We start from the raw sequence: 17,661 nt of genomic DNA, 5'->3' as shown, positions 1-17,661 counted from the left end.
AATAATCCAAATCAAATTTGAATAAAATTTTAAAAATATATTTGCACTTATTTTAATTAGTTGATAGGCATTAACATATCAGCTACTTCTTTTATTTTATCTTTCATCTTTTTACGATGAACGATCATATCAACGAAGCCTTTTTCTAATAAAAATTCAGAAGTTTGGAATCCTTCTGGTAAATCTCTACCAATAGTTTCTTTGATAACACGTGGTCCAGCGAATCCAATTAATGCTCCTGGCTCTGCCATGATAACGTCACCAATTGATCCGAAAGATGCTGTAATTCCTCCAAAAGATGGATTTGTTAAGATTGTAATATAAGGAATGTTGTTATCTGCTAATTGAATTAATTTAGCTTCTACTTTAGCTAATTGCATCAACGAAATTGCAGCTTCCATCATACGTGCACCACCAGATTGTGTAATAATTACGAATGGAGTTTTGTTTTTGATAGAATAATCAATTGCACGTGCAATTTTTTCTCCCATTACAGATCCTAAAGAACCTCCAATAAATTTGAAATCCATACAAGAAATTGTAATGTCACGTCCATGAATTTTTCCAGTCGCATTGCGAATAGAATCTGTCATTCCCGTTTTCTTTTTAATCTCTTTTAAACGATCTTTATAAGGTTTTGTATCTGTCCAATTTAATGGGTCTTTACTTTCTACTTTTGTATCTAATTCTGTGAATTTACTATCATCAAATAAGATATCGAAGTATTCTTGAGAACCAATTTGTACGTGATGATCATCCTCTGGACTTACATACGCATTTGCTTTTAGTTCTTCAGTTTCAATAATTTTTCCTGATGGTGTTTTGTACCATAAGCCTTTTTTAACGTCTTTTTTAGACTCTGTAGGCGTTGTAATATTTTTCTTGCTTCTAATAAACCAAGGCATATTCTCTGTTTTTATTTGGATAAGAATAATCTTAGTAAAAAGATTATCCTAAAGTATTAACATTATTTAAATCGTGGAAAGCTTGAATTAATCTGTCTTTAAAAGTAACTTCTCCAGCTCTTAACCACACGCGTGGATCATAATATTTTTTGTTAGGAGATTCTGGACCTTCAGGATTTCCAATTTGTCCTTGTAAATAAGCTGCATTTTCGTCAAAATATTTACGAATTCCTTCCATAAATGCATATTGTAAATCTGTATCAATATTCATTTTGATAACTCCGTAGCTAATTGCTTCTCTAATTTCTTCTAAAGTAGAACCAGAACCTCCGTGGAATACGAAGTTTACAGCGTTGTCTACACCATACTTTTCGTTGATGTATTTTTGAGAGTTATCTAAAATTTTTGGAGTCAAAACAACATTTCCTGGTTTGTAAACACCATGTACATTACCAAATGCTGCTGCAATCCAGAAATTATCAGAAATAGATTTTAAGTTTTCGTAAACGTAAGCAACTTCTTCTGGTTGAGTGTATAATAAAGAATTGTCAACATTAGAATTGTCAACACCATCTTCTTCTCCACCTGTAATACCTAATTCCATCTCCAAAGTCATTCCAACTTTAGACATTCTTTCTAAGTATCTTTTGCACGTTTCTACGTTTTCTTCTAAAGGCTCTTCAGATAAATCTAACATGTGAGAACTAAATAAAGTCTTTCCGAATTTATTAAAATGTTCTTCGTTAGCGTCCATAATTCCATCAATCCAAGGCAATAATTTTTTTGCACAGTGGTCTGTATGTAAAATTACAGTAGCTCCGTAAGACTCAGCTAAAGTGTGAATATGTTTTGCTCCCGCAATAGCACCTTTGATAGCAGAAAGTTGATTTTCTCCTTTTAATCCTTTTCCAGCATTAAAAGCAGCACCTCCGTTAGAAAATTGAATAATAACTGGAGAGTTTACTTCAACTGCAGCTTCCATTGCAGCGTTAATAGTATCTGAACCGATGACATTACACGCTGGTAAAGCGTATTGATTTGCTTTTGCATCATTGATAATGTCTTGAACTAATGAACCGGTAGCAACACCGGCAGGAAATTTTCTGCTCATTATGTTAGTATTTTGTGAAACAAATATAGATGTTTTTTTAGAAAGGATAATTAATTCCGAAGTGGATTCTTGGTTTAAGCAAATTAAAATTGTCAAATTGCCAGCGATCACCCAATTCGTAAGAAGGGTCATAAATTTTGTAACCTAAATCAAATCTTACAATTGCAAACGTACCAATGTGATAACGGAAACCTAATCCAGAACCAATTCCGAATTCTTTGTAAAAATCTTTGAACTTAAATAATGTTTCTGGACGATTTTTATTAACACCCCAAATATTACCAGCATCAAGAAAATATGCACCTTCCAAACTTCCAAAAAGATTGAAGCGATATTCAGCATTGAATAACAATTTCATGCTTTCAAATTCTAAACTTTGATTTTTAGAATCGATACGTGGTTTACTTCCAGGACCTAAAGTTAACGGCGCCCAACCACGAACGTCATTTGCTCCTCCAGCCGAATAACTTCTTACGAAGGGTGCAACATCTGAGTTTCCATATGGTTGAATGATTCCGAATAAGAAACGTCCCGCTACGCTAGAGTTTGAATTTAATTTGAATTTTCGTCTAACATCCACATCAAATTTTACGAATTGAGAATAAGGAATTCCAAAGATCAAACCTGCTTGATTTCCGTCTCGATCAGGTTCAGCTTTATTAAAGCCAAAAGCTTTGTCTAAACCTCTTAATACATTTCCGGCTAATTCAATTCTCGCTTGAATAAACCAAGGATTACTTTTTGGTCGAAATGAATTTTCTTGATTAAATGTAAATTGATAGATAAAAGAGTTGATTAATACATTTTGGGAAATATTAGCTTTTCTATATAACATATTCTCAAAATCAACATACAACTTTGCGTTTTCTCCAGTTAATGAACTTTGGAATCCTTTGTCAGCCTCGATTGCGTCTGTTAATTCATCGTCCGTTAGATAAATTGGTGCATTAGGATTGTATGCGTAGTATAAATCTTTTACTTCGTTTTTTGTATTATTATCTTTTGTAAACACTTCATAATAGCGATCTTTTTTTCGGTTACTAATAAATTCTGTGTTAAACAAAGAAACTTTGTGTTGAAACTCCGAACTCGAAATATCCATATCAAAACCAAAACCATAAGTCGTTTTGTCTAAACCTACATTTTTCTGCGTACTTGCATTCATTCGAATAGCAGATTCGGCAGTAAAACGTTTTGGTAAAATATTATCAAGATTAATTGGTGTTAATAAATAAGGAAATTTCAACTTTGTTTCGATAGCGATTTCGTAAGCATTTAAGAATGCTTTATTCATTGAGAAATCTTTGTTGACAGAACCTAAAGTTCCTTTCAAAGTTGTTTCTAAATTTTCTCCTCCTCCAAATAGATTTCTCGAAGTTAAAGTCATTCCGGGAGAAATTGCAAAGTTCATATAGCGAGAAGCATAACTTTCGACAAAGAGATTCAAGTCATATTTCTTTTTTGGTGTAAAGAAAACGTCTACATTTAGGATAGAATCTTGTTTATTAATTCTGAATCCATGTAAGTTAATGTTTTCTTTCTTGAAAATATTACGTTTTGTCTGAAGTTCTTGTCGTTGACGATATAGTTGACCAGGACGAATTACAAATGCATCTGTAAAATATTTTGGTCGATATTCTGGTTCTTTTGTATATAAAACGTTATAATCTTTATATTCTTCTTTGATTAATTTACTTTCATCATCAACAAAACTGCGAGAATCTGCATAAATATTTATCTTCCCAAAACGGTATTGCGTAAAAGGTGTAATACTATCCGTTTTCAAAGAATCTTGAATATATTTATCAATAAACATCGTTACATCAAGGCGTTTGTTACTTTTTAATGTATCCGCTTCAAAATATAAATCTTCGCCCGAATCATTGAAATCATAGTAACCTCTATTCTTTAACAAATCGATGATACGATCACGTTCTTCTTCAAATTTGTCAAAATTATATTGATCTCCAGCATGCAAAACAGTTTGTTTTCCAAGAGGAGAATTAAGATATTCTTCTATTTTTTGATCAGCTATTTTTTGATCATATGTTTCGATATAAGAAGGTTCACCTAACTTAATATCATAAATTGTTTCTGCTTTTTTTGCAACAGAATCTTTATCATAGGAAACAGCTACTTTCGAATCGAAATAACCTTTATCATGAAATAATCGATTTAAGTTCTTTGCCGAAAATTCTGATTGTTGTTCATCCAACAAAACTGGCTCTTCACCTTGACTATAATAAAGACGTTCTTTCCATAAACTGTGACCAACATATTCGCTTAGGTTATTCTTCGTTAGTAAACTATCCAATAATTTCTGGTTACGAACCGAAGCATCTTGTCTATAATATTCCTGAAAAGTTTCATCAAATTTCGCAGGAGACCAATTGTAAACCCATTGCCAAAGAGGGAAAAAACCAAGGAACTTACCAGCTGGCTTTTGTTTCACATAATCACTTAAATCTTTGTTGATTATAGTTTTTTTCTTCTTAATATCTGGATCCTCTTTATCGTAGATAAATTTGTTCTTTACAAACAAATATTCTCCTTCAGGAACTTTCTTAGTTGTACTACAGCTATAAAAAAGTAATCCTAAACAAGAGATAAGTGTTATATTTGTTGTAATTTTTTTTTGCATAAATATGTTATCAAATAACGTTATTAAGATAATAACTTCTCTGGGTTCTAAAAAATATAGACAAAAATATAATTTGTTTGTCGTAGAAGGTGTTAAAAATATTGGGGAAGTTATAAAAAGTTCTATAAATATTAAAGAATTATTTATAACTGAAGACTTTTGGCCAGAAGCTACACATATCAAAAAGACTTTTATTGAAGAAAAAGACTTGAAAAAGATCAGTTTCTTAACTACTCCGAATGTAGGTTTAGCACTTTGTGAATTACCTAATTATAACGAAAACATCAAGTTGAATGGTTTAAGTATTGCTTTGGATGATATTCGAGATCCAGGTAATTTAGGAACAATTATCCGCTTGGCTGATTGGTTTGGTGTAGAGGATATTTTGTGTACCAAAGAATCTGTTGATATGTACAACCCAAAAGTTGTGATGTCGACAATGGGCTCTTTTACACGAGTGAAAGTTCATTATATCGATTTGGAGAAATACTTGTCTGACTATAAAGGAAACATTTTCGGGACTTTTATGGAAGGAGAATCTATTTATGAACAAACACTTCCACAAGAAGGTATCTTGGTAATGGGGAACGAAGCGAATGGAATTTCTCCAGAAATCGAGAAGTTAACGACAAACAAACTAAGTATTCCGTTCTTTGGGAAAAATGGTTCTACCGAAAGTCTCAACGTAGCTGTTGCAACAAGTGTCATCTTAGGCGAGTTTAAGTCTCAACTTTCGCACAAATCATAAAAAAAACTTAATGTTTATAAACGGGTAACTATTCCACAAATAAATATATACTTTAGTAGAAACAAACAATAAGATTAAGAAAAAACACATGAAATATGTAGCGGTTGTTCTTGCTTCTGCAATGCTGTTTATGGGAAGCTGTAGCAAGAAAAACGAACAAAAAGAAGAACTTAGAAAGAAGGATCCGCATGCTTTGCGCTATGATTCGTTGGATTGGAAAGCAGATTTCAAGCCAATGAAGTACACACAAGCAGAACTTAATGATTACAGAAATAAACTAAACACTTATTACAAAGACTTTTGGGTTGACGGAAAAGTGAGCGGAGGTTTGTTGGTTGTGAAGAATGGGCAAGTACTTTTAGAGCAATATCAAGGGATGGCAGACGAAAGACATAAGCGTCCAATCACTGCCGAAACGCCTATTCACATAGCATCTATCTCGAAAGTTTTTACATCTATGGCGATACTTAAGCTGGTCGAGAAAGGTAAAATCAAATTAGATCAAAAAGTAAATACAATATTAGAAGGTTTTCCTTACGATGATATCACGGTTCGTAATTTGCTAAATCACCGCAGCGGTTTGCCAAATTATGCCAACGTTTTGTGGAATAACAAGAAGGTAATGATGGATCGCGAGAAACCAATTTCTAATCAAGATGTGTTAGATATCTTTAGAGAATTTGACGTTAAACAAATTCGTCCCGCAGACAAAGGGTTTTATTACTCGAACACCAACTTCGCTTTCCTTGCTTTAGTAATCGAAAAGATTATGAAAATGCCTTATCCGAAAGCGATGAAATACATGGTTTTTGACCCTCTTGAGATGAATCATACCTTTGTTTTTGAGTATGATCGCGATAAAGATACAGTAGCACGTTCTTACAAATACAATGGTTACGAGTGGGCTTGGGATGATTTTGACCGCACGTATGGAGACAAAAATATTTACTCAACGCCAAGAGATTTGTACAAGTTAGATGTAGCCATGTATTCAGATGATTTCTTACCGAAGAATATTAAGAAAAAAGCTTTCCAAGGATATAGTTACGAGCAGAAAGGTTTCAAAAATTATGGGCTTGGAATGCGTTTGTTAGAATATGACAATGGTAAAAAATTATTGTATCACAATGGTTGGTGGCACGGGAATAACACCGTTTTTGTACACGATGTTAACAATCAATTTACGGTAATTGCATTAGGAAACAAGCAGAATAAGAATATATATAGTGCATTCAAATTGGCTGGACTTACAGGAACTTATCCGTTAAAAGCACCTAATAAAGACTCGATGAGGTTGCATAAACAACCAATTGTACCAAAAACAACAGCAAAACTTTCGACCAAAGTTTCAAGATAATAGCAAGGCTTCCTTATATATGGAAGCCTTTTTTATTTTTGTGTTATAATGTATTTTATTGATAATCAATAGTTTTATTTTGTTAATTAAATATAAAGTATTAAATTAGAGTTAATTAACTCTTAATTTATAAATACTTTTAATTATGGCTGTAAAATACAACGTTATTCAGAAGGCTTACCCAGGAGATCCTACGGGGCCTAAAAAGTTCTACGCAAATTCTATTGCAGATGGTGAAGTATCACTTCGAAATTTGAGTAAAGAAATTGCGCAAACCTCATCTATTAGTGAGAGTGATGTATATGCAACATTAATTGATTTGGCTAAAATGTTATCGAAACATTTGTCTGATGGAAAGATTGTTCGCTTGGGAGATTTTGGTTCTTTTCAAATAAGTATTAGTAGCGAAGGAATGGATGTAATGAACAAAGTAAATTCTGCTTCTATAAAAAGTGCTAAAATACTTTTTAGACCTGGTCTAGATTTACGAGATACTTTAGCTACTTTAAAATATGAGAAAAAGAAATAGTTAAGATAATTTTTCTAACTTCTAATAGAAGTAAATAAAAAACGTCAAGTGGTTTTCATTAAAACCACTTGACGTTTTGTTTAAAACCTCCTTATGTTTTATATAAAAGATAAGGAGGTTTTGTAAAATAGATTAATTGATTTTTTCTAACTCACATATATATTTATTATAATCAATCATTTCTATATAAATTATTTCTCCTTTTGTATTATATTTTAAGTTATAAGATAATGAATTAATTAAATTATCAACATGACCAAGATTTAAAAATGATTCAACTAAAAATACAGGGTAATCTTTATTAGAATAAACAATATGTACATCAAAATTACCTGGTTGCATATCATAAGAATACTTTATTAATTGATTCTTTTCATTGAAATATTCAACAATATATCCTTCTTTAGTCTTTGATATACGAGGTTTTATTTGCTTTTTCTTAGTGACTAATTGGTTAGGAAAAAAGGTAGGAGTATAAGAATTAAAATGTTTATTATAGAATACTAAATCTAGTTTTTCTTTAGATTTTATCGTGTCAAAAGATTGAGTGTGTACTTCTCCTCCTATATAGCATGTGTTTTTGAATATATATTCTTGAGAAAAAATAGTTGTAGATATAGGTAGAAATAATAAGAAAATAAAATATTTTTTTAGCATAACTAATGATTAATCAGTTTTAGTATAACAAGTTAATCGTAGTTAATATTGTTTGATTGAATAAAAAAGCTGCTAAATAATTATATTTAACAGCTTTGTAAGTTATTAAAATCTATATTTTTTACTGCTTAATATCCATAATATCTCGCAATACATTCCCAAAGATATTAAACCCAAGAACCAATAACATAATAGCTAATCCCGGTAGAATTGCCAAATGTTGTTTTCCTAAAATAATATGATTATAATGTTCTTTGATGATGTTTCCCCAAGACGGAGTAGGAGGTTGTGCGCCAATTCCAAGGAAACTAAGACCGCTTTCTACTAAAATTGCCGAAGCAAAATTGGCAGCAGATATAACGATAATAGGAGCAATGACATTAGGTAATATTTGGTTGAAGATAATTCTTGCGTCTGAAAAACCTAAAGCTTTTGCCGCTTCTACGAATTCTTTTTCTCTGTACGATAGGAATTGTCCACGAACTACACGTGCAACTTCTACCCACATCGTTAGTCCAACTGCGATAAATATCTGCCAAAATCCTTTTCCAATAGCTAAGGTAATTGCAATAACCAATAGTAAAGTTGGGATAGACCACACAACATTTATCAACCACATTATAATGTTATCTGTTCGTCCCTTGTAATAACCTGCAAGAGCACCCAAGGAGATTCCGACAACTAATGAAATGAAAACAGCGATAAACCCGATAAGAAAAGAAATTCTTGTCCCGATAATTAACCTCGAATAAAAGTCTCTTCCGTAAGAATCTGTTCCAAGTAAATAGGTTTTTGTGTAGATAAAATCCTTCTCTATATCTTGCGTTTTGATGTTATGCTTTGTCCAAGTTGACAAATCTATCTTTACTGCTTCACCACTTAGTCCGTTCCCTATATATGGAACATAAGTAATGCTTTGTCCATCTCTTTTGTAAGATGTGATACTTATTTGTTCGGTATCGATCTCTTTCCCGAATATAAAATCAGAAAAGTTCGTTTTTCCTGAATAATTAGGTAAAGGGATTTCGATTGTTTTTTGCTGATAACCTATAGGTGAATATGCAATGGTTAGGTCTTGTCTGTTTGCATTTTCCGTTTTGTCGGACGCAAAGACATAAGCAAAAATAGAAATGATTGCAGCTAATACTATTACACTAAAAGAAAGAACACCAAGGGTGTTCTTTCTTAATTTATTGAATACAATATGAGAAAATGAACCGTTTTCTTGTTCCATTATTTAATGTCTCTTAAAACGTTAACAGCTTCGTTTAAATAAAAGTCTTTTTGCATTCCTTTGAACCAATTGTTACGTTTAGCTTTTAGCACAGTATCTGTTTTAGTAGTTGCCAAATCGTTTTGATTCATTGTAAATTTGAAATTGTTTTTATACTTGTCTAAAGCTTCAAATTTCTTGATTTTATCTTCGCGAGTTTTACGGTACGTTTTGTAGTCTTCTAAGTTCAAAGGAATCTCTTTTACATCTTCCATTGATTTTATGAACTTGAAACTTTCGTTCATTAAAGCTAAGTGAGCATTATTTGCCAAACGAGTTTTACTGTTCGCTTTAATCTTCGCTAAATCGAAAGCAGAAGGCCATTTTGCAATAACCAATGGTTTGATTTGATCCCAATTCAAGGCTTCTGGACGAGAAGCTTCGCTGATATCTTCGTAAGTGAATTGATCAACTAATGCAATGTCCGATTGAACTCCTTTCAATTGTGTAGACCCTCCGTTTACTCGGTAAAATTTTTGTATTGTTAACTTAATAGCTCCTAATTCATCACTTCCCGACTGACGGTCTAAAGGCAAGATTGTTTGTACAGTACCTTTACCAAAGGTTTGCGGTGAACCCACGATAACAGCGCGACCATAGTCTTGCATTGCTGCTGCAAAAATTTCTGACGCAGATGCAGAAAGCTCGTTAACCATTACTACTAAAGGCCCGTCGTATGCGATAGAATTATCTTTGTCTTCGTGAATTTTAAGCATTCCGTCCGAACGTCTCACCTGAACAATTGGTCCTTGATTGATGAATAATCCAGAGATTTTAACTACCTCTTCAAGAGAACCTCCTCCATTGTTTCTAACATCGAAGACAAGACCTTTGATGTTTTCTTTCTTCAATATATCAATTTCTTTCTTGATATCATCCGAAGGATAACGTCCGCCTTCTTTTCCCATTGGAGTGTAGAACTCAGGTAAATAGATGATTCCGTATTTATCTCCTTTCTCGTCCGTAATAACAGATGAGCGAGCAAACACTTCCTCCGATTCAATCACCTCACGAATCAAAGAGATTGTTTGTTGAGAACCGTCTTTTTTCTGAATAGTCAAGACAACTTCTGTTCCTTTCTTCCCTTTAATTAGGCGAATAGCATCGCTCAAAATCATCCCAACGATGTTTTTAGCTTCACCATTTTTCCCTTGTGCAACTTTAATGATCTTGTCACCTACTTCTAATTTATTGCTCTTCCAAGCTGGTCCGCCAACAATTAATTCAGCAATTGTAGCGTAACCTCTTTTGTCTTGTATTTTGGCTCCAATTCCTTCCATTTGTCCAGACATTTCGAATTCGAAATCCTCTTTACTTGTTGGAGAGAAGTATGTTGTGTGCGGATCGTATTGTTCTGTGAACGAGTTCATGTAAATAGAAAAATAATTCTCGCGTTTTGTCTGTTTTATACGACGAAAATAGTCAGAAATCAAGTCTTTAACTTCTTCACGCGCCATCTTTTCTACTTCTGCAAAAGGAGTATCTTTTGTGATTTTCTTTTTCTCATCTGCCAAAGGATCTTTTACAGGTTTTATAGAAGAAGAGTTGTCTAATGTATCTTTCTTTTGACCTTTTAATTCGTCTTGCATTGAAATGATTTCTAACATCACGTTATATTTCAAATATTTGCGCCATAAATCTTTCGATTCGTTTTTATCTTTCGCGAATTTTGATGTTTTATAATCGATATTGAAATTCTCTTTTTGATTGAAATCAAAAGGTTTTGACAAGGCATCCATCGAATATTTTTCAGCGTCAGCAATACGTTTGTAGATTGTGTCAACAGTAGAATTGTAGAAACCTAAGTTTTCTGATTTGTAATAATCATCTAAATTGTGATAATCTTTTTTGAATAGATCATAATCAGATTGCAATAAAAAACGTTTGCTTGGATCAATGTATTCTAAATATTTATTGAAAACATTTTCCGAAAATTTATCATCTACAGTAGCAGGTTTGTAATGTAGGTAAGTTAGGGTGTTTCGTGTATTTTTTACGATTAACTTTTCTCTTTCTTCATCTGTGTCTAACATGGGTTTGCAAAAGCAAAAAGCAAGCAAACTCATTGATAAAAACGATAGTAATACATACGTTTTTTTAATTAACATATTGCGTTGGTATTATATAAATTAATAATTTAAGACTCCTTCAAATATAAAACAAAAAAGAAATTAGAAGGAAGTTTTTTACATTTGTAAAAATGATGAATAAAAGTAAGAATAAAATATGGAAAGACCGCTAATTTTAGTTACAAATGATGATGGAGTAACTGCGCCTGGAATAAGAGCGTTGATAGAGATTGCAAAAGGATTTGGAGAAGTTTATGTTGTTGCGCCAGATAGTCCGCAAAGTGGAATGGGGCATGCGGTGACAATAAATTCGACATTGTTTTGCGATGAAATAGAAGTTGATGAAGATGTAAAAGAGTATGCGTGTTCTGGAACGCCAGTGGATTGTGTGAAATTGGCTGTTTCGCAAATTTTGCCTCGTAAACCAGATTTGTGTATTTCGGGAATTAATCACGGATCAAATTCGTCGGTGAATGTGATTTATTCGGGAACAATGTCTGCTGCTGTAGAAGCTGGAATTGAAGGAATTCCTGCGATTGGTTTTTCGTTGTGTGATTTTGCTTATAATGCAGATTTTAAAGCTGGAGAAGAATTTATTAAAACAATTATTGATCAAGTTTTAAAACATAAATTACCAAAAGGTGTGGTGTTGAACGTGAACATTCCGAAGTTGAAAGAACATGAAATAAAAGGAATAAAAGTTTGTCGTCAAGCTGATGCTAAATGGGAAGAAAAATTTGATAAACGTGAAGATCCTCGTGGAAGAACGTATTATTGGATGAGTGGAGAGTTTAAAAATCTTGACAAAGGTGAAGATACAGACGAACGTGCTTTAGAGGAAGGTTATGTTTCTGTTGTGCCAGTTCGTTATGATTTGACAGCCCATCATTTTTTACCAGATTTAAGAAATTGGGATTTGTAGATTTGTAGATTTGTTCTAAGTTCTAAGTTCTAAGTTCTAAGTTCTAAGTTCGTTGTCATTCTGATTTCTATGACAAAACCAAGTTATTTTTATAAATATTTTGATTTTTAATTAGTGCATAAATTCTGTGAATTATTTTATTTCTGACTGCGTTTAAGACCGACATTTTATTTTTCCCTTCTTCTACCTTTCGATGATAATAAATAGCCAAGTCATTATCTAAACGAATAGCACTCATTGCAGCTAAATGCAATAGTTTCTTCAAATCTTTATCAGCCATTGATGAAACTTTCGGTTTTCGCCTTATGGAAGTTCCAGATTGAAAATCAAATGGAGCTATTCCAGCATAGCAAGCCATTTGTCTAGGTGTATTTATGGTTGTAAAACCATCTGTTTTAATCAACATATTAAATGCTAAAACTTTTCCTACACCAGGAATTGATTGTATTCTTTTATAATGATTATGAAGCTGTTCATCTTCGTTAATTAATTGATAGATTCTTTCTTCTATTTCATTAATTTGTTTCGTTAAGACATCAATAAGCTTAGTGTTTAAGCGTAATACAGCTTTATCCATAGTTGATTTTAAGAATTGTTCATCTTTTGCTTGAGCTAGTAATCCTGCTCTTATTTTAACGCGATGTTTTCTTTCAGCATTCAATAATTTTATCTTTTCAATGACTTTCGAATTAGGCTTCCACTGTTGAAGATCCATATAATTTTTAAGTAAAAATACAGCAATACGTTCGCTGTCAATTTTATCATTTTTACCTCTAACTAATCCCATACTTTTTTTCAAATGCAAAGGATTGATGACATAAACAGCAAAAGAATGTTGAATTAATACGTTGTAAAGAAGGATGTTAAATCTCCCTGTATTCTCCATTCCAATTAGAATATTTTGTCTCTTAACAAATTGTTTCAAAAAAGATTTGATAGCTTTTTCAGTATTAGCAATAGTATCAAAACGATTCACTCCATTTTNNTAAAGGAACTCGTTTCAGAATCACATGATACAAATTGATGAGAAGCTGAAGTAAATTCAGCCTGACAAAGTATAAAAAAAGGACTTCAATTGAAGTCCTTTTTTTTGTGTTATATTGAAATAATTATTTTACTAATTTTTTCTCAGCATCACGATAAAAATTTTCTTTTTGATCGTTTCCTAACGTTTTGTAAGCTTGAATTAAGTTACGAATAACTTGACGATTTTCTGGTTGAATTTCGTACATCTTTTCAAGATAAGGAGCTGCTTCTGTAAACAAAGCTTTACGTTTTGCTTCGTTTGCGTTGTAAACTTCTTTCTCTTTTTTAGATGTTCCTAAATTGTTGTTCATAGTTTCAACAATTTCTTTGTCTGGTTGCAAAATAGCTAAAACTAAATTGTTATAAGACTCGAAATGTTTAGGGTTTAATTCAATCGCTTTTTTAAACAAGTTTTTAGATTCTGCTGCTTTAGAAGCGTCATCTAAATATAAAACACCTAAGTTGTAATAATTTTGCGCATCGTTTGGATTGATTTTAATCGCTTCTTCGATACGTTTTGTCATTTTATCAGCGTTTCCAGAAACTTGGTAAATTCCAGTTGCGATATTGTTGATGTCAGCATCTTTTGGATATTTTGTAGTTGCTTCTTCTACGATTGCATCGTATTTTTTTGCATTGTATAATCCATTAAGAGCTAAAACATACATATCACGGTTGTAATCTTTTGTTTGATTAGCTGATTTCCCAGTGAATCCTTTTGCTGCTAATTCTTTCAAAATCGTTAACGATTTATCGTAATCATTTGCATTGTAAAAACAGATTGCCGCTTGGTATTTATAGATATCTTCTTTTGTACCTAAAGCTTCAACTAAGTTGAAAACATTTAAGAATTTTGTTCCAGCTTCAGCAAATTGTTTTGCGTCCATTGCTTTGTTTGCAGCGTCTAATTCTTTGTTTGCTAAATTAGAAACCTCAGATTGCAACAAGAAACCATATTTTGGTTGCAAAGCAACTTCTTTTGCTTTTGCGTAATTACCACCAGCTGTAGCTTTATCTAAATCGGCTTGAGAATAGTAAAATTCGTCTTTTTTAGAGTCTTTATTTTTGACTTGCCAAACTTTACCGTTTTCGTATTTAGATAATTTTGCTAAATCTTGACTTGCTTTTGTAACGTCACCTTTAGCTAAGTTTTCTTTTGCTGATTTATTATATTTTTCAGCTAAAACTGTAGGTTCTGTCGTTAATTCTTCTGTGTTAGTTTGAGCGAATGATGTTGACATTGCTAAAACTAATCCTAAACTAAATAATAATTTTTTCATTGATTATTCATTATTTGGATCCTCAGCAGGTGTTTCTTCTGCTTGAGTTTCGTTGTTTTCGTTTGTGTTTTCTACAACAATTGGATTTCCTTCTTCATCAAGTTCTACTTCGTCTTCCAATTCTTCTTCAACTTGTACTTTTGCAATTGCTGCAATTTCATCGTTCTTTTTCAAGTTAATCAATCGAACACCTTGCGTTGCACGACCCATTACACGAATTTCATCTAAACCAGTTCTAATTGCAACTCCAGATTTATTAATAATCATTAAATCATCTTCGTCTGTAACAGCTTCAATCGCGATTAATTTTCCTGTTTTATCAGTAATATTAAGAGTTGTTACACCTTTACCACCACGATTTGTTTCACGATAATCTTCGATAGAAGAACGTTTTCCGTAACCTTGTTCAGAAACAACTAATACAGTTTCTTTTTCTACATCAGTCACAACAATCATTCCGATAACCTCATTATCTGATTGATCTCCTAAATTGATACCACGAACTCCAGAAGCTGTACGGCCCATTGGACGAACTTTTTCGTCTTCGAAACGGATAGCTTTACCATATTTAGAAGCGATCATGATTTGAGATTTCCCATCTGTTAATAATGCTTCTAATAATGTGTCACCTTCGCGAACTGTAATTGCGTTGATACCATTTACACGTGGACGAGAATAAGCTTCTAAAGATGTTTTCTTGATGATACCATTTTTAGTTACCATGATTACGTAATTATTATTTACGTATTCTTCGTTCATTAAATCGTGTGTAAGGATATATGCTTTTACTTTATCATCTGGCTCGATGTTAATCAAATTCTGAATTGCACGACCTTTAGATGTTTTAGAACCTTCTGGAATTTCGTATACACGCATCCAAAAACATTTTCCTTTTTCTGTAAAGAATAACATGTATTGGTGGTTAGATGCCGAAACCATATACTCTAAGAAATCTTCGTCACGTGTTGTAGCGGCTCTGTTACCAACTCCTCCACGAGATTGTTTGCGGTATTCAGAAAGTGGTGTACGTTTGATGTAACCCATGTGAGAAATTGTTAAAACAACTTGCTCATCAGGAATTAAATCTTCGATATTTAAATCTCCACCTGCATAATCGATATCTGTACGACGTTCGTCACCATATTTTTTACGAACTTCTAATAACTCATCTTTGATAATTTGCATACGTAAATCTTCGTTTGCTAAAATATCTTTCAAGTGGTTAATCATTTTCATGATTTCTTCGTACTCTTCACGAATTTTATCAATCTCAAGACCAGTTAATGTACGTAAACGTAGATCTAAAATTGCACGTGCTTGAATTTCTGATAACTCGAAAGCTTCCATTAATCCTGTACGCGCTTCGTCTGGTGTTGCAGATTCGCGAATGATTTTAATTGCACGATCAAGATCATCTTGTGTACCGATTACTTTCATGTAACCTTCTAAGATATGAGCTCTTTCTTGTGCTTTTCTCAATTCATATTCCGTACGACGAACAATCACTTCGTGACGGTGTTCTACGAAATGATAAATCATATCTTTCAAGTTCAATTGCTCTGGTCTTCCTTTTACCAAGGCAATATTATTTACACTGAAAGATGATTGTAATTGAGTAAATTTATATAGTTTATTTAAAACAACGTTAGGAACCGCATCCATTTTAAGGACATAAACGATACGCATACCTTTACGGTCAGATTCGTCACGAATTTCAGAAATACCATCTAATTTACCATCTTTTACTAACTCAGCAGTTTTTGCAATCATATCTGCTTTGTTAACTTGATAAGGAATTTCTGTAGCAATAATACAATCGCGACCATGTACTTCTTCGAAATTAGTTTTTGCACGTAAAACAACACGTCCACGTCCAGTTTCGAAAGCTTGTTTTACACCATCGTAACCATAAATTGTACCTCCTGTTGGGAAGTCGGGTGCTTTGATGTATTGTGTTAATTCGTCAATTGTAATCTCACGATTGTCGATGTAAGCAATTGTTCCGTCAATAACTTCTGTTAAGTTATGTGGCGCCATATTTGTTGCCATACCAACTGCAATACCAGATGCACCATTTACTAATAAGTTTGGAACGCGAGTAGGTAATACAGTAGGTTCTTGGATAGTATCGTCAAAGTTTAGTTGAAAGTCAACTGTCTCTTTATCTAAATCAGCTAATAATTCGTCTGAAATTTTTTGAAGTCTTGCTTCAGTATAACGCATTGCAGCAGGTGGATCACCATCTACAGAACCGTAGTTACCTTGTCCGTCAACCAATAAGTAACGCAAAGACCAAGGTTGCGCCATACGTACCATTGTGTCGTAAACAGAACTGTCGCCGTGTGGGTGGAATTTACCTAAAACTTCCCCTACAATACGTGCCGACTTTTTGTAAGAACGATTAGAAAAAACACCTAATTCATACATTCCGAATAATACTCTACGGTGTACAGGTTTTAAACCATCACGCACATCCGGAAGCGCACGAGATACGATTACCGACATCGAATAATCGATGTAAGCGGATTTCATTTCATCCTCAATGTTAATTGGGATTAGTCTTTCTCCTTCAGTCATATTGTTTTGTTATATAAGGTGGCTAATATACGAATTTTAAGCTAAAAAAAGACTGATAAAAACAAGATATTTGATGTTTTATGAAAGTTTTAAGGAAACTTTTCTAATCCTTCTAAAAATAGCTTCGTTTGATCTTCGCAAATGATATTGTTGATAAGTTTTAATTGTTATTGTTTTAATTTTCTCTTGCTTAACAAAAAAATGTTTTTATATTTGCACTTCGAAAATTACAAAGTGTAGAACGGAACGCGGTTTACTATTAATTCAGCTTTTTTGTAATTTTCTATCAATTTGATTTTTGAATTAATAATAATAACTGTATATTTGCAACCCATTCGAGTAATGGATTAGAAACTTAGTAAAGATGAGTAAGAGAACATTTCAACCAAGTAACAGAAAAAAAAGAAACAAACACGGATTCCGTGAGCGTATGGCTTCTAAAAACGGGCGCAAAGTATTAGCTGCTCGTAGAAAGAAAGGAAGAAAAGCATTAACTGTTAGTGAAGTAAGAGCTAAAAGATAATCGCTACAATTCATAAAAAATAAGCTTGAAGGTCGTTCTTTCA

At 32.8% G+C, this 17,661-nt stretch carries 14 protein-coding genes; 5 read left to right on the top strand and 9 right to left on the bottom strand.

What is annotated here, in order from left to right; translation table 11 throughout:
* Nucleotides 1–56: 56 nt before the first annotated feature.
* The 3 genes from accD to B3J26_RS07415 are packed head-to-tail and all read right to left on the bottom strand — an operon-like array spanning nucleotide 57 to nucleotide 4,657.
* Complete coding sequence (gene accD / locus B3J26_RS07425) at nucleotides 57–905, bottom strand: acetyl-CoA carboxylase, carboxyltransferase subunit beta (protein ID WP_115001651.1); 849 nt, start codon at nucleotides 903–905, stop codon at nucleotides 57–59.
* A gap of 43 nt (nucleotides 906–948) precedes the next feature.
* Nucleotides 949–2,016, bottom strand: coding sequence for a class II fructose-bisphosphate aldolase (gene fbaA, locus B3J26_RS07420; RefSeq protein WP_115001650.1), 1,068 nt, complete (start codon nucleotides 2,014–2,016; stop codon nucleotides 949–951).
* Nucleotides 2,017–2,053: 37 nt separating this feature from the next.
* Nucleotides 2,054–4,657 carry a BamA/TamA family outer membrane protein gene (locus tag B3J26_RS07415; protein ID WP_291068964.1) on the bottom strand — a complete coding sequence of 868 codons (2,604 nt, stop codon included), beginning with the start codon at nucleotides 4,655–4,657 and terminating at the stop codon, nucleotides 2,054–2,056.
* A gap of 4 nt (nucleotides 4,658–4,661) precedes the next feature.
* Here B3J26_RS07415 and B3J26_RS07410 point away from each other — a divergent pair, with 4 nt between their 5' ends.
* From B3J26_RS07410 to B3J26_RS07400, 3 genes are all read left to right on the top strand, one after another.
* Nucleotides 4,662–5,405, top strand: a complete 744-nt coding sequence (locus B3J26_RS07410) for a TrmH family RNA methyltransferase (RefSeq protein ID WP_115001648.1) — start codon at nucleotides 4,662–4,664, stop codon at nucleotides 5,403–5,405.
* A gap of 88 nt (nucleotides 5,406–5,493) precedes the next feature.
* Nucleotides 5,494–6,762: a serine hydrolase domain-containing protein gene (locus B3J26_RS07405; RefSeq protein WP_291074005.1), complete on the top strand. Its 1,269-nt coding sequence runs from the start codon at nucleotides 5,494–5,496 to the stop codon at nucleotides 6,760–6,762.
* 145 nt (nucleotides 6,763–6,907) lie between these two features.
* The gene (locus B3J26_RS07400; RefSeq protein ID WP_038333067.1) at nucleotides 6,908–7,291 is read left to right on the top strand and encodes an HU family DNA-binding protein; all 384 of its coding nucleotides are present in this window, start codon (nucleotides 6,908–6,910) and stop codon (nucleotides 7,289–7,291) included.
* A gap of 132 nt (nucleotides 7,292–7,423) precedes the next feature.
* Here the strand turns inward: B3J26_RS07400 and B3J26_RS07395 are convergent, their stop codons facing one another.
* The 3 genes from B3J26_RS07395 to B3J26_RS07385 form a co-directional block, all read right to left on the bottom strand.
* Entirely contained in the window at nucleotides 7,424–7,948 is a 525-nt protein-coding gene (locus B3J26_RS07395) for a hypothetical protein (RefSeq protein WP_038333068.1), read from the bottom strand.
* A gap of 121 nt (nucleotides 7,949–8,069) precedes the next feature.
* On the bottom strand, nucleotides 8,070–9,182 hold the full coding sequence (locus B3J26_RS07390) for an ABC transporter permease (RefSeq protein WP_280049842.1): 1,113 nt from the start codon (nucleotides 9,180–9,182) through the stop codon (nucleotides 8,070–8,072).
* On the bottom strand, nucleotides 9,182–11,254 hold the full coding sequence (locus tag B3J26_RS07385) for a carboxy terminal-processing peptidase (RefSeq protein ID WP_291068975.1): 2,073 nt from the start codon (nucleotides 11,252–11,254) through the stop codon (nucleotides 9,182–9,184). Before B3J26_RS07385 ends, B3J26_RS07390 begins: the two co-directional genes overlap by 1 nt.
* Before the next feature lie 193 nt (nucleotides 11,255–11,447).
* Here B3J26_RS07385 and surE point away from each other — a divergent pair, with 193 nt between their 5' ends.
* The gene (gene surE / locus B3J26_RS07380; protein WP_038333074.1) at nucleotides 11,448–12,212 is read left to right on the top strand and encodes a 5'/3'-nucleotidase SurE; all 765 of its coding nucleotides are present in this window, start codon (nucleotides 11,448–11,450) and stop codon (nucleotides 12,210–12,212) included.
* A 67-nt stretch (nucleotides 12,213–12,279) separates the two neighbouring features.
* Here the strand turns inward: surE and B3J26_RS07375 are convergent, their stop codons facing one another.
* The 3 genes from B3J26_RS07375 to gyrA all read right to left on the bottom strand — a co-directional run bounded on the left by B3J26_RS07375 (nucleotide 12,280) and on the right by gyrA (nucleotide 17,095).
* Complete coding sequence (locus B3J26_RS07375) at nucleotides 12,280–13,188, bottom strand: IS110 family transposase (protein WP_291074002.1); 909 nt, start codon at nucleotides 13,186–13,188, stop codon at nucleotides 12,280–12,282.
* Between the two features lie 133 nt (nucleotides 13,189–13,321).
* Nucleotides 13,322–14,518, bottom strand: a complete 1,197-nt coding sequence (locus B3J26_RS07370; RefSeq protein ID WP_291074000.1) for a tetratricopeptide repeat protein — start codon at nucleotides 14,516–14,518, stop codon at nucleotides 13,322–13,324.
* A 3-nt stretch (nucleotides 14,519–14,521) separates the two neighbouring features.
* Nucleotides 14,522–17,095, bottom strand: a complete 2,574-nt coding sequence (gene gyrA / locus B3J26_RS07365; RefSeq protein ID WP_291073999.1) for a DNA gyrase subunit A — start codon at nucleotides 17,093–17,095, stop codon at nucleotides 14,522–14,524.
* Nucleotides 17,096–17,459: 364 nt separating this feature from the next.
* Between gyrA and rpmH the strand changes: the two genes are divergently transcribed.
* Nucleotides 17,460–17,618: a 50S ribosomal protein L34 gene (gene rpmH, locus B3J26_RS07360; protein WP_019974979.1), complete on the top strand. Its 159-nt coding sequence runs from the start codon at nucleotides 17,460–17,462 to the stop codon at nucleotides 17,616–17,618.
* Nucleotides 17,619–17,661 lie beyond the last annotated feature (43 nt).

The sequence above is a fragment of the Empedobacter sp. UBA5987 genome (assembly GCF_002429865.1).
Classification (GTDB): Bacteria; Bacteroidota; Bacteroidia; order Flavobacteriales; family Weeksellaceae; genus Empedobacter; species Empedobacter falsenii_B.
The sequence above is the reverse complement of the archived record's forward strand: the minus strand, read 5'-3'. Positions and strand labels throughout refer to the sequence as shown.